Here is a 21643-nt window from a genome sequence, read left to right on the forward strand (position 1 = left end):
CCATGCCACACACCCCCGACAGTCCTCACCCACAGCCAGGGCTCAAAGCAGACGGACCCGACTTCGAGACACGCCGTAGCCGGCGAGGTCAGCACTTCGTCGCGGGCGTTTCAAACGCGTTGCCGGTACCGGTGGCCGCGCCTACCCTCGTCCGAGTGACCGACCTCTTCGATGCCGAGGCCATGTACGACGACGACTACCTGCACTTCTTCGCGAGTCCCCGGCAGCGCGCCGAAGTCGCGACGCACGGACCCGTCGTCCCCGCCGGATCCTCCGGTCAGGCGGACGCGGAGTTGGCCTGGCGGTTGTTGGAGCTGCGACCGGACCTGAACGTGCTCGACCTGGCCTGCGGTCACGGCGCGATGGCCAACCAGCTCGCGGCGCGAGGCTGCCGGGTCACGGGGCTCGACTCGTCGACGGTGTTCCTGGATCGGGCGCGCGCCGACGCGGACGCCGCCGGGTTGCGTGTCGAGTACGTGGCCGGAGACATGCGCGCGCTGCCCTGGACGGGCCACTTCGACCGGATCGTCAACTGGTCGACCGCGTTCGGGTACTTCGACGATGACACCAACCGCGCGGTGCTCTCCGGCATCGCCGCCGCACTGCGGCCGGGCGGCCGGCTGGCGATGGACCTCGACAACCTGACGGCGTTCCTCGCCGCGTACTGCCCGTCCCGGGTCGTCGCCGCGCGGGACAACGGCGACATGCTCGTGGACCGGTACCACCTGGACGCGGTCACCGGTCGCTTCGAGGCGGAGCGGACGGTCGTCCGGGACGGGCGGGCCCGGAAGCTCACCTTCGTCAAGCGGCTGTTCGGCTTCCCCGAACTGCGGGACTGGTTGCTCGGCGCCGGATTCGCCACCGTGCACGGCTTCGGCGAGGACGGCAAGCCGCTGACCGCGGACCACCGGCGGATGGTCGTCGTCGCCGCACTGCCCGAGGACTGAACGGTACTGCGCCGTCCACATTCCGACGTTCCAGAGAGGCAACGCGGTGCGCCCCGAGGAGGGACACGTCCTGCACTTCTCCGAAGACCCGACGATCCGGCGCTTCGTTCCCCATGTCGCGGCAACCGCCCAGCAGCCCGAGCCGTACGTCTGGGCGGTCGACGCGGCACGCGCCCCGGACTACTGGTTCCCGCGCGCGTGTCCGCGCGCGATGGCCTGGGTGACCGGGACAACCTCGCGGGCCGACCGGGAACGGATCCTCGGCCCGGGCGGCGGTGAACGGGTGCACGCGATCGAGTACGGCTGGCTGGAGGCGATGCGGACCGTGCGCCTGTTCGCCTACCGGTTGCCCGCCGACCGGTTCCATCCGTTCGGCGGCCCGGTGCCGCACGCGGTCGTCGCGACCGAGCCGGTCGAGCCCCTCGGGCCGGCGGAACCGGTGGGGGACCTGTTCGCGTTGCACGAGGCGGCCGGCATCCAGCTGCGGGTACTGCCGAACCTGTGGCCGCTGTGGGACACGGTGATCGCCAGTACGCTCGGCTTCAGCGGTATCCGCCTGAGGAACGCCCGACCCCGCCCGTGAGAGGCGATCGGACCAGCCGAGGAATCAGCGCGACGACGGCGGGGAGAACGGCCACTCCTCGAACTCCCGGCACCGTCCGTCGGCGGCGAAGCGGATCACCCACAGGTCCCGCCACCGCTCCTCGACCGGGTTGCCGTACCGGACCTCGACCCGTACCACCGCGGTGTCTTCCTCGACCGCCACGATGTCGGCGGTCATCGTGAACACCTCGTCCGGACCGGAGCGCTCGTCGTCCCACATCCGGCCGATCGAGGGCGGCCCGGCGACCGGTTCCGCGTACGGACTCTGGCGGTAGGTGGCGTCCGGCGTGAAGAGATCCGCCAGTGCCGTGACGCCGGCCGTCCGCCAGGCGCGTTCGTAGTCCGCGACCCACTGAGATAACTGCTGCCTGTCCACGCCTCAGCAAAGCACAGCCGTCCCGGGTGCACAGCGCGGTCCCTTCGGACGTGCCGACCCGCGCCGCCCGTCGTGGCAAGATCCACAGTGGACGGACGCTATCTTTCGTTTGCGCAGACGAAAGTTTGTGCCTAAACATCGAAACCTCTTTACAGTCCAGCGGTAATTCCATAGAGTCCGGCCTAACTTACGGAACGTGGAGGCCCACATGGTTTCCTCCGTACTGCCGCCGGTGCCGAGCCCGCTTCCGTTTCGGCTGCTGTGCCTGCTGCGCGACCGCGGACCCTTGTCCCGCGCGGAGCTGGCCGACCGATCGGGCGAATCGCGGGCGCGCGTGTTCGGGGAGATCTCCGGGCTGGTCGCCAGTGGCCTGGTGACCGAGGCGGGGCTGGCCGCGTCCCGTGGCGGTCGGCGTTCGACCCTGGTTCAGTTGGCCTCAGACCTGCGGTTCGCCGCGATCGACCTGGGCGCGTCGTCGGTCGACGTGGAGATCACCGACGGTGGCTTGGAGCCGGTCGCGGCATACGCGGAGCCGGCCGACATCCGGTCAGGTCCACGCGCGGTGTTGCACCGGGTCAGCGAGATCCTGGCGAAGCTCCGGGCCGAGGGCGCCTATCAGCGGTTGCGCGCGATCGGCATCGGGGTGCCGGGTCCGGTCAGCTTCCGCGACGGGGTGCCGGTGTCTCCGCCGATCATGCCGGGCTGGGACCGGTACCCGGTGCGCGACCTGCTGAGCCGGGAGCACGGCTGCCCGGCGGTGGTGGACAACGACGTGAACATCATGGCGATCGGCGAGCGACACGCGGGAGTCGCCCGTTCGGTCGGCAACCTGCTGTTCCTCAAGCTCGGCACGGGCATCGGCTGCGGCATCTACCTCGGCGGTGAGGTCTACCGGGGGACCGACGGGTGCGCCGGCGACATCGGGCACATGCAGATCGACGGGCACGGTCAGGAGTGCACCTGCGGCAACGTGGGGTGCCTGGAGGCGGTGTTCGGCGGTGCCGCCCTGGCGCGCGACGCGCTGGCCGCGGCCCGGTCGGGCGCGTCACCGGCGCTCGCCCGGCGGCTGGCCGAGAGCGGCGCGGTGGATGCGCGCGACGTCGCCGACGGCGCGGCGGCCGGGGATCCGGCGTGCGTGCGGCTGATCCGTGATGGCGGGCACCAGGTGGGTACCGCGCTGGCCGGTCTGGTCAGTTTCATCAACCCGTCGATGATCGTGATCGGCGGCGGGCTCACCGGGTTGGGTCATGCCCTGCTGGCCGAGATCCGCAGCGTGGTGTACCGGCGCTCGCTGCCGCTGGCCACCGGCAACCTGCCGATCGTGATGTCCGAGCTGGGGCCGCGGGCCGGGGTGGTCGGCGCGGCGGTGTTGGCCAGCGAGCTGGCCTACAGCGGTCTGGAGGGATGATGGACGACGCTGCCACGGTCTCGACGCCCACCCCGGCGGTGGAACAGGCCGCGCCGCTGCTGCGGCTTTCCGCTGTGGTGAAGACCTTTCCGGGGGTACGGGCACTGGACGGCGTCGACCTCGACGTCGCGGCGGGAGAGGTGCACTGCCTGCTCGGGCAGAACGGCGCCGGGAAGTCCACTCTCATCAAGGTGTTGGCCGGAGTGCACCGGCCGGACGCCGGGGACATCGTCTGGGATGGCCAGCCGGTGACGTTCCCCAGTCCGCAGGCGTCGATGCGGGCCGGGATCGCGACCATCTACCAGGAGTTGGATCTGGTCGACGACCTGACGGTGGCGGAGAACGTGTTTCTCGGTCACGAACCGCGGACGGCCGGATTCGTGCACCGCGGCCCGGGTGCGCGCCGGACCCGGGAGATCCTGGCCCAGTTGGGCCATCCGGAGATCCCGCCGGGCCGGCTGGTGGGGAAGCTGCCGGCCGCCGCGAAGCAGGTCGTGAGCATGGGGCGGGCGTTGTCGCGCCGGGCCCGGTTGCTGGTGATGGACGAGCCCAGCGCGGTGTTGGCGCACGACGAGGTGGCCAACCTGTTCCGGGTGATCCGGGGCCTGACGGCCGGCGGGATAGCGGTGGTCTACATCTCGCACCGGCTGGAGGAGATCCGGGAGATCGGTGACCGGGTGACGGTACTCAAGGACGGGCGCACCTCGGCGGCGAACCTGCCGGCCGCGACCACCTCGACCCGCGAACTGGTCGGGTACATGACCGGGCGGAGCATCGAGTACGTCTTCCCGCCGAGGCCGCCGGCGCCGCCGGTGCCGCAAAGGCCGACGGAGCCGACGGTGTCGCAGGGGTCGGTCGCCGCGCCGGTGGCGCCGCTGCTCGAGGTGTCCGGGCTCGGCCGGTCCGGCGAGTTCGCCGACGTGTCCCTCACCGTCCACAGTGGAGAAATCGTCGGCATCGCCGGACTGGTCGGTTCCGGCCGCTCCGAGCTGCTGGAGACGGTCTACGGAGCGCGCCGGGCGCACAGCGGCTCGGTGCGGTTGGACGGTCGCGTGCTGCGGCCGGGGAGTGTCCGGGCGGCGGTACGCGCCGGGATCGGCATGGCGCCGGAGGAGCGCAAGAGCCAGGCCCTGCTGTTGGGCGAGCCGGTGTACCGCAACGTCACGCTGGCCACGTTCGGCCGGCTGGCGCGGGCGGGGTTCACCGACGCGGCCCGGGAGCGGGCGGAGGCGGCCCGGGTGACCGGCGAGCTGCGGCTGGTGCCGGCCGACGTCCGCCGGCCGGTGCGCACGCTGTCCGGCGGCAACCAGCAGAAGGTGGTACTGGCCCGGTGGCTGCTGCGCGGTGGGTGCGCGGGTACCCGGCTGCTGTTGCTGGACGAGCCGACCCGGGGAGTGGACGTCGGCGCCCGGGCCGAGTTGTACGGGGTCATCCGCCGGCTGGCCGATGACGGGGTCGGGGTGCTGCTGGTCTCCAGCGAGGTACCCGAGGTGCTCGGTCTGGCCGACCGGGTGCTGGTCATGCGGGAGGGCCGTGTGATCCACGAGGCGGCGGCGTCCGATCTGGACGAGCACGCCGTTCTCGATCTCGTCATGGCGGGATCGCTGCTGTCCGGGGCGCAGGCGGAAGGAGACCTCTCGTGATCGATGTGGCGTCGCCGGCGGCAGCGTCGGCCAAGCGCGCCGGCTGGTGGCGCGGCGACGGCAGCGAGCCGGTACGGCGCAACCTCGGCCTGGTCGGGGTGCTCGTCCTGCTGTACCTCGTCGGCGCCCTGGCCCGGCCGGATATCTTCCTGCACGGCGGCCGGCTGTGGTCCAACGAGCTGACCGTGCTGACCCAGGCGTCGTCGATCGGCGTCATCACGATCGGCATGACATTCGTGATGATCAGCGGCGGCATCGACCTGTCGGTCGGAGCCCTGCTCGCGCTGGCCAGCGTCTGGTCGACCACGGTCGCGACACAGAGCTACGGCCCCGGAGTCATGATCCTGGCCGCTCTGCTGGTCGGTGCCGGATCCGGTCTGGTCAACGGGATCCTCATCGCGTACGGGCGGATGGTGCCGTTCATCGCGACGCTGGCCACGATGGTCGCGGCGCGGGGACTGGCGCAGAAGATCTCCGGGAAGCTGACCCAGATCGTGAAGGTGACCTCGTTCAACCGGATCGCCGAGTGGCGGCCGTTGGGCATCCCGTTGCTGGTCATCATTTTCGTGGTGGTCGCGGTACTGGCCTGGGTGCTGCTCAACCGGACCACGTTCGGTCGCCGTACCGTGGCGATCGGCGGCAACGCCGAGGCGGCCCGGCTGGCCGGCATCAACATCCGCCGGCACACCCTGCTGGTCTACACGCTGTCCGGGCTGTGTTGCGGGATCGCGGCGGTGATGGTCACCGCACAGGCGACCGCGGGCTCGTCCGACCACGGCAACCTGTACGAGTTGAACGCGATCGCCGCCGCGATCATCGGCGGCACGGCGCTGACGGGTGGGCGGGGCACCATCGTCGGGTCGGTGCTCGGCGTGCTCGTGTTCACCCAGATCTACAACCTGTTCATCGTGAAGAACCTGCAGACCGAGTACCAGCAGATCGCGCAGGGCGTCATCATCGTCGCCGCGGTCCTCATCCAGCAGTTCCGGGTCGCCGCGCTGCGGCGGCCGGTGCCACCCGGCGCCTGACGCCCGGTCTGGGTCGTGGCGCGGCGCCAGACGCGCCCAGCCGGACTGGTCGAAACACCGCATTGACTCTCATCCGACGAGGAGGTCGCGATGAATCCCTTCACGAACGGCCCGTCCCGGCGCTCGATACTGTTCGGCGGTGCCGCGGTGGGCGCCGGCGCGTTGCTGGCCGGTTGCACCTCGAACGCGGACAACAGCACGAAGAACGACACCGGGCAGACCAAGGTGACCGGCGGAGACAACGCCGCGCTGGGCAAGACCGTCACCATCGGCTTCTCCGCGCCGGCGGCCGACCACGGCTGGATCCGGGCCATCACCGACAATGCGAAAAAGCAGGCCGCGCTCTACAAGGACGTCAAGTTCAGCCAGGTCGACGCGGGCGCCGACGCACCCGCCCAGATCGCCGCGCTGCAGACCCTGATCCAGCAGAAGCCCGACGTGATCGTGCTGCTGCCCCAGGACGGCGCCCAACTGACCGCGACCGGCAAAGCCGCCATGGAGGCCGGGATCCAGGTCGTCAACCTCGACCGCGAGTTCTCCGACGCCGGTGCCGCCCGGCTCCTGATCAAGGGCGACAACTACGGCATGGGGCTGGCCGCGGGCCAGTACATCGGCGCGAAACTCAAGGGCCACGCCAATCCGGTCGTCGCCGAGATCGCCGGCATCGACAACCTGCCACTGACCCAGGACCGCTCCCGCGGTTTCCGCGACGGCCTGGCCCAGTACGGGCTCAAGGTGACCAACCGGGTCGCCGCGCAGTTCACCGTGCAGAGCGGGCAGGACGTCACCGCGAACCTGCTCCAGGCGGCGCAGCGCATCGACGCCATCTGGAACCACGACGACGACCAGGGCGTCGGTGTCCTCGCGGCCATCAAGCAAGCCGGCCGCAAGGAATTCTTCATGGTCGGCGGTGCCGGCTCGCTGGACGCGATGGAACACATCAAGAGCGGCGACTCACCGCTGGAGGCGACGGTCACGTACCCGCCCACGATGGCGTCGTCGGCCGTGTCGCTGGCCCGCCTGATCGGCCAGGGCAAGGGCATGAGTGACCTGGTCGAGCTGCAGGTACCGAAACAGATCGTGCTCACCTCCGAAACCATCACCAAGTCCAATGTGGACAAATACCTGCCGCTCGGATTCAGATCGTAGGCCGTGTCTCGGAGTGCTCGGTCGAGCCGAGGCGAGGTCCAGGCGGCGGTCCGGCAAGGCGCCGTTTCGTCCCGATACCGGTGTTGTATCCGGGCGAGATGACAACGCCGCCGGTCGTCGTCTGGACCCGCCGCAGGCCGGCCAGGTACGTCGAGACACGGCCTGCGGTTGTCTGTGGTCCCCGCGGCGACCACAATGGTGGCCGCCGCGGGAAGCCCGGTCACGGGGGAGACACGACGGGAGTGCACACAGCCATGAACAGCCGGATGAACGCCTTCCGGTCAAGGCTCGGCGGCTTCGCCTTCGGCGGCGACTACAACCCCGAACAGTGGGACCGTTCGGTGTGGGACGAGGACATGACGCTGATGAGGCAGGCCGGCGTCAACCTCGTCACGGTCGGGGTGTTCGCCTGGGCGTCGCTGGAGCCGGCGCCCGGCGAGTTCACCTTCGACTGGCTCGACGACGTGATGGACCTGTTGCACCGCAACGACATCAGCGTCGACCTGGCGACCCCGACGATGGCGCCGCCGGCCTGGCTGTCGCAGCAGTTCCCGGACGTGCTTCCGGTGATGGAAGACGGCGAGACGTTCGGCTTCGGCAGCCGGCTGCACTTCGACCCGTCCTCGCCGGCATACCGGCAGGCCGCCACGCGGATCACCACCGCCCTCGCGAAGAGGTATTCTCACCATCCCGCGCTGGCGATGTGGCACATCAGCAACGAGTTCGGCCCGACGGCGTACAACGCGCACAGTTCGGTCGCGTTCCGGGACTGGCTGCGCCGCCGGTACGGCACGCTCGAACGGCTCAACGACGCGTGGTACACGCGGTTCTGGAGCCAGGTCTACACCGACTGGGAGCAGGTCAACGTCCCCGAGGTCCCGCGGTCCTGGTCCAATCCCGCGCGGCGGCTGGATTTCAAGCGGTTCGTGTCGGACACGCTGCTGGAGTGCTTCATCGCCGAGCGGGACATCGTGCGCTCCTACCGGGACGACATCCCGGTGCTCACCAACTTCATGCGCTTCTACAAGAACGCCGACTACTGGCGCTGGGCGGCCGAGCAGGACGCCGCCGCGCTGGACATCTACCCGGATCCGGGCCGGGACGACTCGCACATCCCGGCGGCGCTCAACTTCGACCTGATGCGGTCGCTGCGCGGCGAGCCCTGGGTCCTGATGGAGCAGGCGGCCAGCGGTGTGTCGCAGTGGAAGGTGAACAACGTCAAGCGACCCGGGCGGATGCGGCTCGGCTCGTACCAGGCCGTCGCGCACGGCGCCGACACCGTCATGTATTTCCAGTGGCGGGCCAGCCGGGGTGGCCAGGAGCGGTTCCACTCCGCGATGTTGCCGCACTCCGGCACCGGTGCGCGCACCTGGCGGGAGGTCAGCGCCCTGGGCAACGAGCTGCCCAGGATCGCCGAGGTGGCCGGCGCGGACAGCACGGCAGACGTGGCCGTGCTGTTCGACTGGAACGCGTGGTGGGGCCTCACCGAGACGCACGGCCTGCCGCGCAACGACTTCGACTACACCCAACTGCAGACCGACCACTACCGGCCGCTGTGGCAGGCCCACCACGCCGTCGACTTCGTGTCGTTCGGCTCGGACTTCGGCCGGTACCGGGCCATCGTGGTACCCAACGCGTACCTCGTCGACGACCGGTGCGCCCGGGAACTCGAGGCCTTCGTCCGAGGCGGCGGCACCGTGATCTGCTCGTTCTTCTCCGGAGTCGTCGACGAGTGCAACCAGGTCCGCCAGCCGGCATACCCGGGTGCGTTCCGCGACCTCATCGGCGCCTACATCGACGAATACTGGCCGGCCCGCGACAACGAGACCGTCAACGTGAGCTTCGCCGACGGGACGCCGGCGATCGCCGACTGGTGGCAGGACAGCATCCACCCGGAGTCGGCGACGGTGCTCGCCCGCTACACCTCGGGTCCGCTGGCCGGTCGGCCGGCGGTCATCGACAACACCCTGGGCGACGGGCGGTTCGTCTACATCGGCACCCGCCTGGAGCCCGCCGCGCTCGCGGCCGTCCTGCTCGGCGCGCTCGCCGACGCGGGTGTCCGACCGGTCGTCCCGGACGCGCCCGCGTTCGTGGAGGCGACGGTCCGGCAGACCGCCGAGCACCGGTACCTGTTCCTGCTCAACCACTCCGACGACGCGCCCGCCACCGTGACGACCGGGGAGCGGGGCGTCGACCTGATCGGCGGCGAACCCGTGTGGGACGTGGTGCGGCTGGCCCCGTTGCAGGTCGCGGTGATCCGGGTGACCGAGTGAACGACGGGCCGGGGTCGTCGCGCGGCGCCGGACGCGCCGAGCCGGAGCAGCCGGAGGGTCAGCGACCGCTCGACGTCCACCCGGCGTGGCTGCCGCCGGAGGCGTTCCGGGCGATCGGCTCGCGCCGCACCCGGGTGCTCGGCGACGGTCCGCTGGTCGAGACGGTGCTGTCCGAGGTGCGCGAGGCGTGCGCCCGGTACGGCGGCGTGGCGCGGCACGGTGGCGTGATGGGGCACGGCGCGACCGGCGACGAACCGGACGACCTGATCCTCGTACTGTCCACAGTGGATGCGGTGCGGGACTTCGTTCCGGCCGGGCAGCCCCTGGGGGAGGAGGGCTTCACGCTCGCCGCCCGAAGCGGTGTGACCGTGGTGGTCGCCGACCGGCCGGCCGGACTGCTCTACGGCCTGTTCGAGCTGGTCCGGCTCGGCGAGGCCGCGTTCCGGCCGGAGCGCGCCCCGGAGTCTCACCGGCCGGCCATGCGCCGCCGGATGGTCGACCAGTGGGACAACGTCGACGTGCACCCGGTGATGGGGCAGGTCGAGCGGGGGTACGCGGGTGGATCCCTGTTCTGGCGGGACGGCAAGCCGCGCCGGGACCCGGACCGGTTGCGCGCGTACGGGCGGCTGCTGGCCGGGTGCGGAGTCAACGCGGTCTCGGTGAACAACGTCAACGTGCACGCCACCGAGGCGCACCTGTTGACCGACCGGCTCGCCGAGGTCGCCGAGATCGCGGACGTGCTGCGCCCGTACCACATCCGGGTGCACCTGTCGGTGAGCTTCGCCTCGCCCATCACGCTCGGCGGGCTGCCCACCGCCGATCCGCTGGACGAGCGGGTGCGCGCCTGGTGGGCCGGCACGACCCGGCAGGTGTACGCGACGATCCCCGACTTCGGCGGGTACGTGGTGAAGGCCGACTCCGAGGGACAGCCCGGCCCGTTCGCGTACGGCCGCAATCACGCCGACGGCGCCAACCTGCTCGCCGCGGCCCTGGCGCCGTACGGCGGCGTGGTGCACTGGCGCGCCTTCGTCTACAACCACCGGCAGGACTGGCGCGACCGGTCGACCGACCGCGCCCGGGCCGCGTACGACCACTTCGCGCCGTTGGACGGCCAGTTCCACGACAACGCGATCCTCCAGGTCAAGTACGGGCCGATGGACTTCCAGGCGCGCGAACCGGTGTCGCCGGTGATCGCGGCCATGCCGGCCACCCGGTTGGCGGTGGAGGTGCAGGTCACCCAGGAATACACCGGCCAGCAGCGGCACGTGTGCTATCTCGGTCCACAGTGGAGTGAGGTGCTCGGGTTCCGGCCGTGGGGCCCGGATGGCCCGGCGGTCCGGGACGTGGCCGCGTCACCCGGGGGAGCCGCGTCACCGGGCAGAGCGCACGACGGCGGCGGCCTGGTCGCCGTCTCCAACGCCGGCGACGACCCGTTCTGGACCGGCCATCCGTTGGCACAGGCCAATCTCTACGCCGCCGGCCGGCTCGCCTGGGCGCCCGACCTGGACCCCACGGCCATCCTCGACGAGTGGATCGAGCTGACGTTCACGCCGTCCTCGACCGGCGACCCCGACCTGTTGCGGCGTTCGCTGCACGAGGTGATGGACGGCTCGTGGCGCACGTACGAGCGGTACACGGCGCCGCTGGGCGTGGGCTTCATGGTCCGGCCGGGGCACCACTACGGGCCCGACGTGGACGGGTACGAGTACACGCCGTGGGGCACCTACCACTTCGCCGACCGGGACGGCATCGGCGTCGACCGTACCGTCGCCACCGGTACCGGATTCGCCGGCCAGTACCCGCCGCCCTGGTCGCAGCTGTACGAGTCCCGCCAGGGATGCCCCGACGAGCTGCTGCTGTTCTTCCACCACGTGCCGTACGGGCACGTCCTGCACAGCGGGTCGACCGTCATCCAGCACATCTACGACACCCACTTCGCCGGCGTGGAGGAGGTGCGCCGGGCGCGTCAGGTCTGGGAGCGCCTGGCCGGGGCCGGGTTGGTCGATCCGGCGGTGGACACCAGGGTCCGTGAACGGCTGGACGAGCAGCTGCGTTGTGCCGAGGAGTGGTGCGACCAGCTCAACGCGTACTTTCTCCGCAAGTCGGGCGTACCGGACGCTCACGGCCGCCCGATCTACTGACCCGCCGCGATCGCGCTGGCCAGCTACCTGCGGGCCCGGGCCGCGTTCCGCCGCGGTACCCGATGACATGATGGGCGAATCGGCTGGTCTGGCTCGGCGCGTCTGGCGCCGCGCCGCGACCCAGGCCAGTCGCCGGTCAGCGGGATGGCGGAGAGGAGACCGACGCGCATGATCACCATCGGTCAGCTCGCCGGCTACGCCGGCGTGACCATCAAGGCGGTCCGCCACTACCACGAGCGCGGCCTGCTGACGGAGCCGCCGCGGGACTCGTCGGGCTACCGGCGCTACACCGCCGACGACGCCATCCAGCTACTCAAGATCAAGACGCTCGCCGACGCCGGCGTGCCGCTCGCCCGGGTCAAGGAGTTGCTGGCCGCCGAACCCGACCAGTTCGCCTCGGCGGTCGCGACGATCGACGACAACCTGCGGAAGCGGGCCGAGGAACTGGTGCGTACCCGCGAGCGGATCGCCCAGTTGCGCGGCGGCGACCGGCTGTTCGTCTCCCCGGACGTCGCCGACTACCTCGACGACCTGCACGGGCTCGGGGTCAGCGAGCGTGTCGTGCAGGTGGAGCGGGACCTCTGGATCCTGCTCCAGGCGGTCTCGCCCGAACAAGCGGCCCACTGGCTCGCCGACAAGCGCGACGCGATGCGCGACCCGGAGTTCCGGGCAATCTACCGCGAGCACGACGAGGCGTTCGACTGGTCCCCGGACGACCCGCGCCTTTCCGCCCTGGCCGACCGCGTCCACCGGTGGCTCGCCGGCCGTGCGACCGGCGAGCGGCGGCGGTCCGCCCCGGACCCCGCCATCCTGCAGCTGATCGAATCCTCGACCGTGTCCTCGCCGGCCTGGGAGCGGCTGGCCGACATCGCCAGAGACCGGGCGGCCGGGCGGGACGTTTCGACCGGCTGAGTGCGGTCGATTCGCTACTGACCGGCTTGCGCGTGTTTCACGGGATTCCCGGTCCCCGATAGGCTCTCCGAGAAATCTTGCCGCACACCTTGCCATGCCGCTTGCCAGTGGTAAACGTGCCAGCCGTCGATGCGACCGTTCCCGGGGAGAGCACGTGCAGTTTCGTTTGCTGGGCCGGGTGGAAGCCCAGCACGACGGGTCCGACGTCGAGCTGGGGCGCCGCCGGGAACGCTGCCTGCTGGGCATCCTGCTGCTGGAGGCCGGCACCACGGTGTCGGCCGATCGCCTGGTGGACCTGCTCTGGGACGGCGTACCGCCGGGCGGCGCGCGAGCCAACCTGCACGCCCACATCTCCCGGCTGCGCGGGCGGATCGACCCCGACGGTCAGGGCACGATGGGCATCCGGCTGATCACCCGTGGTGGTGGCTACCTCGTCGAAACGGACCCGGAGCGGGTGGACGCACACCGGTTCCGCGCGCTGGTCTCCCGTGCCGGCAGCCTGAGCGACCCGGCCGAGCGGTCGGCGACCCTGAGCGAGGCGCTGGCTCTCTGGCGCGGGCCGCTGCTCGCCGACGTCGCCTCGGACCGGCTGCGGGAGCGCATCGGCATCGAACTGACCGAGGGCCGGATGCTGGCCACCGAGATGATGATCGAAGCCGAACTCGCCGCCGGCCGGATCGAGGAGGCGATCGTCGAACTCACCGCGCTGATCGCCCAGTACCCGATGCGGGAACGGCCGCGCGCCCAGCTCATGCGCGCCCTGTACCAGTCGGGCCGGCAGGCCGACGCGTTGAAGGTGTTCGCCGACACCCGCCGGTTGCTCATCGACGAACTCGGCGTCGAACCCGGCCCGGAACTCCAGCGGGTGCAGCGGCAGATCCTCGCCGGGGAAGCGGACCAGGCGGCTGGCCAGGCGCCGGCCGATCCCGCCGCCGAGCCCGCGACCAGGCGCAACGACCTGCCCGGTGACGTCGCCGACTTCACCGGCCGGGAAGAGGAGATGAACCGCCTGCTCGACCTGCTGGTCCGGAACACCGGAGCACCGGCCGCCGTGACCATTTCGGCATTCGACGGCATGGCCGGCATCGGCAAGACGGCCCTGGCCGTGCACGCGGCGCACGCGCTGTCCGGCAGGTACCCCGACCTTCAACTGTTCATCAACCTGCGCGGGCACACCGTGGGGCAGGAACCGGTGACCCCGGCGACCGCCCTGGACACGCTGCTGCGCACGCTCGGCGTGCCACCCGGAGCGATTCCCGAGGACCTCGACGAGCGGTCCGCGCTCTGGCGCGCGGAACTGGCCAACCGGCGGGCGGTCGTGGTGCTGGACGACGCGACCAGCGCCGCCCAGGTACGCCCGTTGCTGCCCGGTACGCCCACCTGCCTCGCGCTGATCACCAGCCGTCGCCGGCTCACCGACCTCGAGGCGGCGCACGCGGTCTCGCTGGACGTCCTGCCGCCCGGCGACGCCCAGGCGCTGCTGCGGCGGGTGGCCGGCGGCGAGCGTACGGCCGGCGACCCGGCCGCTGTCGCCGAGGTGGTACGGCTGTGCGGGTACCTTCCGCTGGCGATCCGGATCAGCGGTGCCCGCCTGCGTACCCGCCCGGCGTGGACGGTACGCCACCTCGTCGAGCGCCTCGCGGAGCGGCGGCACCGGCTGCCCGAGTTCGCGACCGGTGACCGCAGCGTGGAGGCCGCTTTCGCGTTGTCGTACGAGCATCTCGACGCCGACCGGCAACGGCTGTTCCGGCTGCTCGGCCTCGCACCTGGCGCGGAATTCGACGCCTACCTGGCCGCGGCCGTCGCCGAGTTGGACCTCAACGACGCGAGTCTCCTGCTGGAAGACCTCGTCGATGTGCACCTGCTCCAGCAGCCCGCCCCCGGGCGGTACCGGTTCCACGACCTGCTGCGGGAGCACGCCGAGGCGGTGGCGACCAGGACCGAGCCCGAACCCGTGCGGCGCGAGGCGACCGGCCGGGCGCTCGACTATTACCTGCACACCACGGCCGTGGCGATGCGCCGCCTCGACTCGCGGGAGCCGGTGGTCACCATCCAGGCGGCCCGTCCGCCGGTCCACTCGCCGCTCCTCGGCGACACGGCCGCGGCGCTGGACTGGTTGGACGCGGAGTACGGCACGCTCATCGCCGCCGTCGGGTACGCCGCAGAGCACGGCTGGGACGCTCACGCCTGGCAGCTGCCGCACCTGCTGCAGCTCTACCTGAACCTGCGCTTCCGGACCGCGGACTGGTTGTCCACGCACAGGTCCGGGCTCGCCGCCGCCCGGCGCCTCGCCGATCGGCTCGCCGAGGCGGAGATGCTCAAGAACCTCGGTCTGGGGCAGTGGGCGGCCGGCGACTCCCGTGAGGCGATCGAGCTGTACCGGCAGGCGTTGCCCATCTACCGGGAGACGGGCAACCAGCACGGCGAGGGCGACACGCTCAACAACCTCGGGCTCGCGCAGGAGCGGCTGGGCCAGTACGAAGAGGCGCTGCACAGCTACCAACAGGCGCTGCCGGTGCGGCTGGCGGTCGGGTACCGGCGCGGCGAGGGCGCCACCCGGATGAACCTGGGCAACATCTACGACCGGCTGGGCCACCCCCACGAGGCCATTGCCCACTACCAGGACACGCTGGCCATCTTCCAGGCGGTCGGTGAGGAACGCGGGGTCGGCATCGTGCTGGGCAACCTCGGCCTGGTGTACGCGCGGATGGAACGGTACGACGAGGCGATCAGCGCCTACCTTCGGTCACTGGAGATCACCGGCCGGTCCGGTGACCGTGGTGCCAGCAGCAACAACCTGACCAACCTCGGCAACGCGTACCGGAAGCTCGGCCGCCACCAGGAGGCTGTCGAGCGCCACACGGAGGCGCTGCGGCTGGCCAGAGAGATCGGCGACCGGCACACCGAGGCCGAGACTCTGAACAACCTCGGCGACGTGTACTGCGACACCGGGCGCGCCGACGACGCGCTGCGCTGCCACGAGCAGGCGATGGCGATCGCCGCCGAGGCGGTCGACCCGCTGGACATCGCACACGGCCACCACGGCATCGGCAACGTCCTGCGCGAGCGCGATCCCGACGCCGCCCGCGAACACTGGTCGCGGGCGCTGGCCATCTACACCGACATGGGCGTACCCGAGGCGGACGAGCTGCGCGCGCTGCTCGACGAGGCCGGTCAGCGCCGGCACGAGGACCGGGGCCGCGAGCGGTGACCGAATTCGGGTGCGCCTGACCGCGGATCGCGGGAGTACCGTCCGTCGAGGATGCCGACACGAGGGGTGGGGGACATGTTTCTGGTGACCGGCGCGAGCGGCAATGTCGGCGCGGAGGTCGTCCGCGCGCTGGCCCGGGAGGGGGAGCCGGTACGGGCGTTGTCGCGCACCGCTCCGGCCGCGCTGCCGCCGGGGGTGACCGTGGTGTCCGGCGACCTGAACCGGCCGGAGAGCCTGCGCGACGCCCTGGTCGGGGTGCGCGGAGTCTTCCTGCTGCCCGGCTACCAGGACATGCCGGGACTGCTCGCCGAGGTCGAGCGTGCCGGCGCCGAACGCGTGGTTCTGCTGTCTGGTACGTCGGCGGCCAGTGGCGACCGGAGCAACGCCATCAGCCGGTACATGATCGATTCGGAGGACGCGGTCCACGCCGCCGGTGTGTCGTGGACGGTCGTGCGGCCCAGCGGGTTCATGTCCAACGCGCTGCAGTGGGCGCCGCAGATCCGGGACGGCGACGTGGTGCGTGTCCCGTTCGCCGGCGTACCGGTCGCGGTCATCGACCCGTACGACATCGCGGCCGTCGTCGCCGTGGCACTGCGCTCGCCCGACCACGCCGGGCGGGTACATGTGGTCACCGGTCCCCAGCCCTTGCTGCCCGCCGAGCGCGTGGCGATCCTCGGCGACGTACTCGGCAGGGCGTTGCGGTTCGAGGCGCAGCCGGACGAGCAGGCCCGCGCGGAGATGAGCGCGGCGATGCCGGCCGAGTACGTCGACGCCTTCTTCAACTTCTACGTCGACGGTGCGTTGGACGAGTCGACGGTGCTGCCGACGGTCCTGGACGTCACCGGGCGCGCCCCGCGCACCTTCCGGGAATGGACGGTCGCGCACGCCGACCTGTTCCGCTGACCGGCGCCCCGACTGCTGCCACGCCCGCCGCGCGGCGGTACCACCGGGGGTGGACGCGGACGGCGCACTCGATCCCCTATCGTCTGCGTCCAGTCGACACCGATGGGGGAGGAACGCCGATGGCTGAGCGGGACGGAGCGGTCGCGACGTTCGCACCCACGCGCCGGCAGATCGCCGTACTCCAGCTGGTCTGCGTTCCGCTGGTCGCCGGGCTCGTCGCGGCGGTCTTCGTCGTGCTGAAGCTGACTGCGGGCGGGCCCGGGGATGCCGCACTCCCGCTGGTGGTGGTGCTGGTACTCGGCTTGCTGCTGCTGGTGTCCGCACAGTGGTGGACCGCTCGCACTGCGGTGGAACGGACCGGAATCCGGCTCAACGACCGGCCGTGGGTCACCGGCTCCGCGAATTTCGTGCGCTGGGACCGGGTCGCCGACGTTACGGTGGTACGGCGGCGCCGGCACACGAGCGTCGTGCTCCGCCTCGGTACCGGCGACCTCCGGACGTTGCCGGCGCCCTACGACGGGCGGGGACTGACCCGCGACCCCGGCTTCGCCGCGAAGGCGGACCTGATCCGCGAGGCGTGGCAGGCCGGCCGGGGCGCGGTGGAGTAGTCAGTTTCTACTGTTTATCACTCGGTGTTGCGTGGGAGTGTGCTCGCCTCCGCCACAACCCGGCTCCGGCTGCGCTCACTCGGTGTTGCGTGGGAGTGTGCTCGCCTCCGCCACAGATCGGCTCCGGCTGCGCTCACTCGGTAAGGCTGGTCTCCTCCAAGTCGAGACGGCGTTGCAACCGCCGCCGGGTCTCCGCGCCGACCGTGCCTTCCTCGTACAGCCGGGTCAGCACCGCCGACTCGACGGCGATCAGATCGCGGCGCAACTGCCGCATCGCCGGCCGCAGCGAGTCGTCGGACCTTCCCTCCAGCGAGTCCAACCGGGACCGCTGGATCTGGCGCAGCTGCGCGATCATGACTTGCGGAGCCGCCTCCTGGTCCTCGACCTCATCGAGGTAGGTCAGTGCGGCGCGGGACATGGCGGTGCGCGCGGTGGCCGTCTCGTTGCGGGCATGGTCTTCCGGCAGGGCGACGCCGGAGCGGCGGACCAGCGGGCCGAGAGTGAACCCCTGCACGACCAGCGTGGTGACGATGACCGCGGTGGTCAGCAGCAGGACATGGTCGCGACCGGCCAGCGGGGCGCCGTGCCGCGCGGTCAGCGGGATCGACAGGGCGGCGGCCAGGGGCAGTACGCCGCGCGCACCGGCCCAGGAGACGACGGCCGGCACCCGCCAGGACGGCCGGCCGCCGCGCCGGCTCTGCGCCGCCAGCGACAGCGGGAACACCCACAGCGCGCGGACGGCGAGCAGGGTCACGGTGATCGCCAGCGCCTGGACCAGCCACGTCCCGGTGCGACCGCCGGCGGCCCGGACCAGACCGGGAAGCTCGAGCCCGATGAGGCTGAACACCACACTCTCCAGCAGGAACACCACGGTGTCGTACACCGCGTGCAGCTGCAACCGGATCCGCGCGCTGGTCAGGCGGGTGGCCTGGCCGGCCAGGATGACGCTGGTCACCACGACGGCGGTCACGCCGGACACGTGCACGGCCTCGGCGATGACATACCCGGCGTACGGGGTGACCAACGCGATGACGGTTTCCAGCACCGGATCCTCGGTACGGCGGCGGATCAGCGCGACGCCGCCGGCCACCGCGGCGCCGATCAGCACCCCGCCGCCGGCCAGGAGAGCGAACTGACCGACGCCCCGATACCAGGAAACGGCACCGCCGGCCACCGCGGCGGTGACTGCCACCCGGACCAGCACCAGGCTGGTCGCGTCGTTGAACAGGCTCTCCGCCTGGATGAGCGCTTGCAGCCGGCCGGGCAGCGACAGCCGGCGGCCCAGCGCGGTCACCGCCACCGGGTCGGTGCTGGCCAGCACCGCCCCCAGCACGAACGCCATGGACGCCGGCAGGCCCGCGACGGCCGACGCCACCACGCCCACCGCGGCGGCCGACGCGATCACCAGCCCGATCACCAGCACGGTGACCGGGCGCCACACCGGGCGCAGTTCGCGCCAGGACAGGTCCTGCCCGGCCGCGTACAGCAGCGGCGGCAGCACGACCAGGCCCACCAGTCCGGGGGACAGCTGGATGGCCGGTACGCCGGGAACGAAGGCGACCACCAGGCCGGCGACCACCAGCAGGGACGGCGCCGGTACCCGGAGCCGTCGGGCGGACGCCGCGACCGCCGTGGCCAGCACGACCAGCAGCAGGATGATCTCGACTCCGCGCACCCGGGACCCCTTCGTGGTGTTACGTCCGATTCCTCGGCATTCAATGCCGACCAGACTTCCCGGCGCGCCGACGCCACTGTACCGCCCTTACTTCCGGCTGGCCGTTTCTTCGGAGCGAGACGGCCCGTCCGGACAACGCCGCACAGACAGCGCCCCGGCGGTGGAGCGCGGTCCACCGCCGGGGCGCGAGTCGTGGGTCAGGATCGAGTCGTGAGTCAGGATCGGGTCCACTGCTGATTCGACCCGTTGTTACAGGTCCAGATCTCGACCAGGCTGCCGTTCCCGGTCGCGCCACTCGTCACGTCGAGGCACAGCCCGGATCCCACCCCGGTGATGGTGCCGTTGCTGTTGAGGGTCCACTGCTGGTTCGTGCCGCCGTTGCAGTCCCACAGCTCGACCTTCGTACCGGCGGACGTGGCGGCGCCGGCGACGTCGAGGCACTTGTTCCCGTACACCCGCAACTCCCTCGCCGAGGTGAGGGCCCAGGACTGGTTGGCGCCGCCGTTGCAGTCCCAGATGTCCAGCTGCACGCCGTTGGTGGTCGACGAGTTGGGTACCTCCAGGCAACGGTTGGAACCGACGCCCCGGATGACCGAGCTGCCTGTGCCGCCGCTGCCGCCGGAGCCCACCGCGCCGGTAGCGGTGTCGACGGTCCAACTCGCCTGGCAGGTGATCGACGCGGTGGTTCCGCTGACCGTCAGCGGTTCCCAGACGTAGCGCGAGTCGGCCAGGTTGCCGGAGTTCCACCGGTCGCCCAGGAACAGGTAGCTCGTCGCGCTGCTGCCGGACACCGGGAGGATGGACGTCGTCTGCGAGTTGCAGGTGTTGGTACCCGACGGTGCGAAGCTGCGGAAGGCGCTCCAGGTGCCGGTGATGGAGGTGGCCGTCGCGTACTGGTTGTCGTTGGTGGACCAGCCGGTCAGGTGCGAGCCGAACAGGAAGTAGGTGCTCCCGATTTTGGCCATCGCCGGCGCCTCGTACTGGTTGAGCGTCTTGACCAGCGCGGTGACCGTCAGGAAGTCCGGCGACAGCTGGTAGATCTGCAGCTTCGTGTTGGTGCGGTCCTCACTCATGAAGTACCCGGTGCTGCCGTCCAGGAAGAGGTTGTCGTCCAGGCTGTCGTGGCCCAGCGGCTTGAAGCTGCCCCGGTAGGTGTAGCTGCCGCAGACGCTGCCACTGGTGGCCACGCCGGCCTTGCGTTCGGAGTAGCCGCTGTTGTCGATGTGCATGTACATGACATACGTGGCGGTGCTGGCGTTGTAGATGACGTGCGGGCGCTCGACGACCCGGTTGGGGCCCAGGTCGCCGCTGGATTGGCGGCTCAGCACGTTGGCCACGAACGTCCAGTGGCTCAGGTCGGTGGAGGAGTAGCACTTGATGTTCTGGAACGGCGACCCGCTGGTCTTGTCCTCGCCGAGCCAGTAGTAGGTGTTGCCGACCTTGGTGATGCCCTCGCCGTGCGCCTGGATCGTCTTGCCGGACGTGTCGGTCCACACCGTACCGGGGGTGATCGTCACCGGCGCGGCGTAGGCCGGGCGGGCGAGCAGCCCCAGCGCGAAGAGCAGCACCAGGAGCACGGGCGTCAGTCTCTTCCTCATGGTGATCCTTCCGGGTCTCGGGCGGCCTGCCCCGGGCACGGGGCTGCCCGAACCGGCCGGCGGCGGGACGGGTGCCGCGTGGGGCGGGCGGCGGCGAGCGGGGAGAGGCGACCAGCAATCGTTGACGGTCTATGTCTCGGTGATGTCACGGTAGCATGGGCGCGACTCGCCGCCCTTGCCGTCGTCGCCGTCGCGGCCCTTGCCGTCGTCGCCCCTGCCCTCGTCGTTGCCCTTGCCGTCGTCGCTGTCGTCGCCGCTGGACCGCGCCGGCGCGGAATTGTCGGTGCCGTCTCGTACGATCCGGGCATGCCGACACACCTGAGCTTCGACCGTCATGTGGACGCGCTCGCCCGCGCCGGTGCCGTCCTGCGCGAGGCAGCCTCGGCGGCCGGGCCTGATGCGCCGGTACCCACGTGTCCCGGCTGGACCGTCACGGACCTGGTGGCCCACCAGGGCATGGTTCACCGGTGGGCGGCGGCTCACCTGCGTGGCGACGCCGACCACGACGCCACGGCCTCGGAGCGAGAGGGAAGGCGCGCCACCGACCCGCTCGGGTGGTTCTCGCAGGGGCTCACCGCCCTCATCGATACGCTGGCCGCGACGCCAGAAGACATCAAGGCGAGGGTGTTCCTCAACGACGCTCCGCCGCCGCGCCGGTTCTGGGCCCGACGCCAGGCCCACGAGACCACCATCCACAGCGTGGACGCCATCTCGGCCCGGCTCGGGCGGTGGCCGTCGGCGGCCGAGGCCGACCTCGACTCGGCGCTTGCCGCCGACGGGATCGACGAGCTCCTGACCGGCTTCATCACCCGAGCGAAAAGCCGACTGCGCTCGGCCGAGCCCTATTCGGTCGTGGTCAGGGCCGACGACACCGGCCACGCGTGGACACTGCGGGTCAGCGACGGACCGGTCGTGACCATCGTCGGGGAGACCGCGTCGCCCGAGGCCGTGTTCTCCGGAAGCGCCGGGCAGCTGTATCTGAGCCTGTGGAACCGGGCCGACGAGCTGACCGCGAAGGGCCGGTCCGACATCGCCGACGACTGGCGGTCGCGGGTCCGGGTCGAGTGGGGCTGACCCGGGTAAGAGTCCACCGTTGAGCCGTGCCTTACCGGTGGGTATTGCCGCCGCCAATCGCGTCTTGTAGAAAGAGATCGTTTAGCCGCGAAGC

At 71.2% G+C, this 21643-nt stretch carries 17 protein-coding genes; 13 read left to right on the top strand and 4 right to left on the bottom strand.

From position 1 onward, the window contains the following. Positions 1 to 155: 155 nt before the first annotated feature. Positions 156 to 947 carry an SAM-dependent methyltransferase gene (locus Raf01_RS18510; protein ID WP_239133720.1) on the top strand — a complete coding sequence of 264 codons (792 nt, stop codon included), beginning with the start codon at positions 156 to 158 and terminating at the stop codon, positions 945 to 947. 46 nt (positions 948 to 993) lie between these two features. Next, positions 994 to 1530: a DUF6886 family protein gene (locus Raf01_RS18515; protein WP_203919174.1), complete on the top strand. Its 537-nt coding sequence runs from the start codon at positions 994 to 996 to the stop codon at positions 1528 to 1530. Between the two features lie 24 nt (positions 1531 to 1554). Here the strand turns inward: Raf01_RS18515 and Raf01_RS18520 are convergent, their stop codons facing one another. Then, entirely contained in the window at positions 1555 to 1926 is a 372-nt protein-coding gene (locus tag Raf01_RS18520) for a YybH family protein (protein WP_203919175.1), read from the bottom strand. A 208-nt stretch (positions 1927 to 2134) separates the two neighbouring features. Between Raf01_RS18520 and Raf01_RS18525 the strand changes: the two genes are divergently transcribed. From Raf01_RS18525 to Raf01_RS18570, 10 genes are all read left to right on the top strand, one after another. Then, on the top strand, positions 2135 to 3334 hold the full coding sequence (locus Raf01_RS18525; protein ID WP_203919176.1) for an ROK family transcriptional regulator: 1200 nt from the start codon (positions 2135 to 2137) through the stop codon (positions 3332 to 3334). After that, positions 3334 to 4977 carry a sugar ABC transporter ATP-binding protein gene (locus Raf01_RS18530; protein ID WP_203919177.1) on the top strand — a complete coding sequence of 548 codons (1644 nt, stop codon included), beginning with the start codon at positions 3334 to 3336 and terminating at the stop codon, positions 4975 to 4977. The genes Raf01_RS18525 and Raf01_RS18530 overlap by 1 nt, the downstream gene beginning before the upstream one ends. Then, positions 4974 to 6005 (top strand): ABC transporter permease, encoded by a 1032-nt coding sequence (locus Raf01_RS18535; protein WP_239133721.1) that lies wholly within the window; start codon positions 4974 to 4976, stop codon positions 6003 to 6005. Before Raf01_RS18530 ends, Raf01_RS18535 begins: the two co-directional genes overlap by 4 nt. A 90-nt stretch (positions 6006 to 6095) precedes the next feature. Beyond that, positions 6096 to 7154, top strand: a complete 1059-nt coding sequence (locus Raf01_RS18540) for a substrate-binding domain-containing protein (protein WP_203919178.1) — start codon at positions 6096 to 6098, stop codon at positions 7152 to 7154. A gap of 254 nt (positions 7155 to 7408) precedes the next feature. Beyond that, positions 7409 to 9427 carry a beta-galactosidase gene (locus Raf01_RS18545; RefSeq protein WP_203919179.1) on the top strand — a complete coding sequence of 673 codons (2019 nt, stop codon included), beginning with the start codon at positions 7409 to 7411 and terminating at the stop codon, positions 9425 to 9427. Further along, on the top strand, positions 9424 to 11568 hold the full coding sequence (locus Raf01_RS18550) for an alpha-glucuronidase family glycosyl hydrolase (protein ID WP_203919180.1): 2145 nt from the start codon (positions 9424 to 9426) through the stop codon (positions 11566 to 11568). Before Raf01_RS18545 ends, Raf01_RS18550 begins: the two co-directional genes overlap by 4 nt. Positions 11569 to 11736: 168 nt before the next feature. Continuing rightward, a complete protein-coding gene (locus Raf01_RS18555) occupies positions 11737 to 12480 on the top strand; it encodes a MerR family transcriptional regulator (protein ID WP_203919181.1) in 744 nt (247 codons plus the stop codon). Positions 12481 to 12634: 154 nt separating this feature from the next. Beyond that, positions 12635 to 15691 (top strand): AfsR/SARP family transcriptional regulator, encoded by a 3057-nt coding sequence (locus Raf01_RS18560; protein ID WP_203919182.1) that lies wholly within the window; start codon positions 12635 to 12637, stop codon positions 15689 to 15691. 75 nt (positions 15692 to 15766) lie between these two features. Next, on the top strand, positions 15767 to 16594 hold the full coding sequence (locus Raf01_RS18565; protein ID WP_203919183.1) for an NmrA family NAD(P)-binding protein: 828 nt from the start codon (positions 15767 to 15769) through the stop codon (positions 16592 to 16594). A 119-nt stretch (positions 16595 to 16713) separates the two neighbouring features. Continuing rightward, positions 16714 to 17202: a PH domain-containing protein gene (locus tag Raf01_RS18570; RefSeq protein ID WP_203919184.1), complete on the top strand. Its 489-nt coding sequence runs from the start codon at positions 16714 to 16716 to the stop codon at positions 17200 to 17202. 133 nt (positions 17203 to 17335) lie between these two features. Here Raf01_RS18570 and Raf01_RS18575 read toward each other — a convergent pair whose 3' ends face one another. The 3 genes from Raf01_RS18575 to Raf01_RS18585 all read right to left on the bottom strand — a co-directional run bounded on the left by Raf01_RS18575 (position 17336) and on the right by Raf01_RS18585 (position 20811). Next, positions 17336 to 18877, bottom strand: a complete 1542-nt coding sequence (locus Raf01_RS18575) for a Na+/H+ antiporter (RefSeq protein WP_203919185.1) — start codon at positions 18875 to 18877, stop codon at positions 17336 to 17338. Positions 18878 to 19092: 215 nt separating this feature from the next. After that, a complete protein-coding gene (locus Raf01_RS49625; RefSeq protein ID WP_239133722.1) occupies positions 19093 to 20475 on the bottom strand; it encodes a ricin-type beta-trefoil lectin domain protein in 1383 nt (460 codons plus the stop codon). Positions 20476 to 20604: 129 nt separating this feature from the next. Next, the gene (locus tag Raf01_RS18585; protein WP_203919186.1) at positions 20605 to 20811 is read right to left on the bottom strand and encodes a hypothetical protein; all 207 of its coding nucleotides are present in this window, start codon (positions 20809 to 20811) and stop codon (positions 20605 to 20607) included. Between Raf01_RS18585 and Raf01_RS18590 the strand changes: the two genes are divergently transcribed. Continuing rightward, the gene (locus Raf01_RS18590) at positions 20782 to 21549 is read left to right on the top strand and encodes a maleylpyruvate isomerase family mycothiol-dependent enzyme (RefSeq protein WP_203919187.1); all 768 of its coding nucleotides are present in this window, start codon (positions 20782 to 20784) and stop codon (positions 21547 to 21549) included. The genes Raf01_RS18585 and Raf01_RS18590 overlap by 30 nt on opposite strands. Positions 21550 to 21643 lie beyond the last annotated feature (94 nt).

This window comes from Rugosimonospora africana (genome assembly GCF_016862975.1).
Lineage (GTDB): Bacteria > Actinomycetota > Actinomycetes > Mycobacteriales > Micromonosporaceae > Rugosimonospora > Rugosimonospora africana.

Bases quoted from the DNA above. Each gene is read 5' to 3' on its own strand.
- Raf01_RS18525 (WP_203919176.1), top strand. From the start codon at position 2,135: ATGGTTTCCTCCGTACTGCCGCCGGTGCCGAGCCCGCTTCCGTTTCGG.
- Raf01_RS49625 (WP_239133722.1), bottom strand. From the start codon at position 20,475: ATGAGGAAGAGACTGACGCCCGTGCTCCTGGTGCTGCTCTTCGCGCTG.
- Raf01_RS18555 (WP_203919181.1), top strand. From the start codon at position 11,737: ATGATCACCATCGGTCAGCTCGCCGGCTACGCCGGCGTGACCATCAAG.
- Raf01_RS18540 (WP_203919178.1), top strand. From the start codon at position 6,096: ATGAATCCCTTCACGAACGGCCCGTCCCGGCGCTCGATACTGTTCGGC.
- Raf01_RS18565 (WP_203919183.1), top strand. From the start codon at position 15,767: ATGTTTCTGGTGACCGGCGCGAGCGGCAATGTCGGCGCGGAGGTCGTC.
- Raf01_RS18590 (WP_203919187.1), top strand. From the start codon at position 20,782: ATGCCGACACACCTGAGCTTCGACCGTCATGTGGACGCGCTCGCCCGC.
- Raf01_RS18545 (WP_203919179.1), top strand. From the start codon at position 7,409: ATGAACAGCCGGATGAACGCCTTCCGGTCAAGGCTCGGCGGCTTCGCC.
- Raf01_RS18570 (WP_203919184.1), top strand. From the start codon at position 16,714: ATGGCTGAGCGGGACGGAGCGGTCGCGACGTTCGCACCCACGCGCCGG.
- Raf01_RS18530 (WP_203919177.1), top strand. From the start codon at position 3,334: ATGGACGACGCTGCCACGGTCTCGACGCCCACCCCGGCGGTGGAACAG.
- Raf01_RS18585 (WP_203919186.1), bottom strand. From the start codon at position 20,811: ATGACGGTCGAAGCTCAGGTGTGTCGGCATGCCCGGATCGTACGAGAC.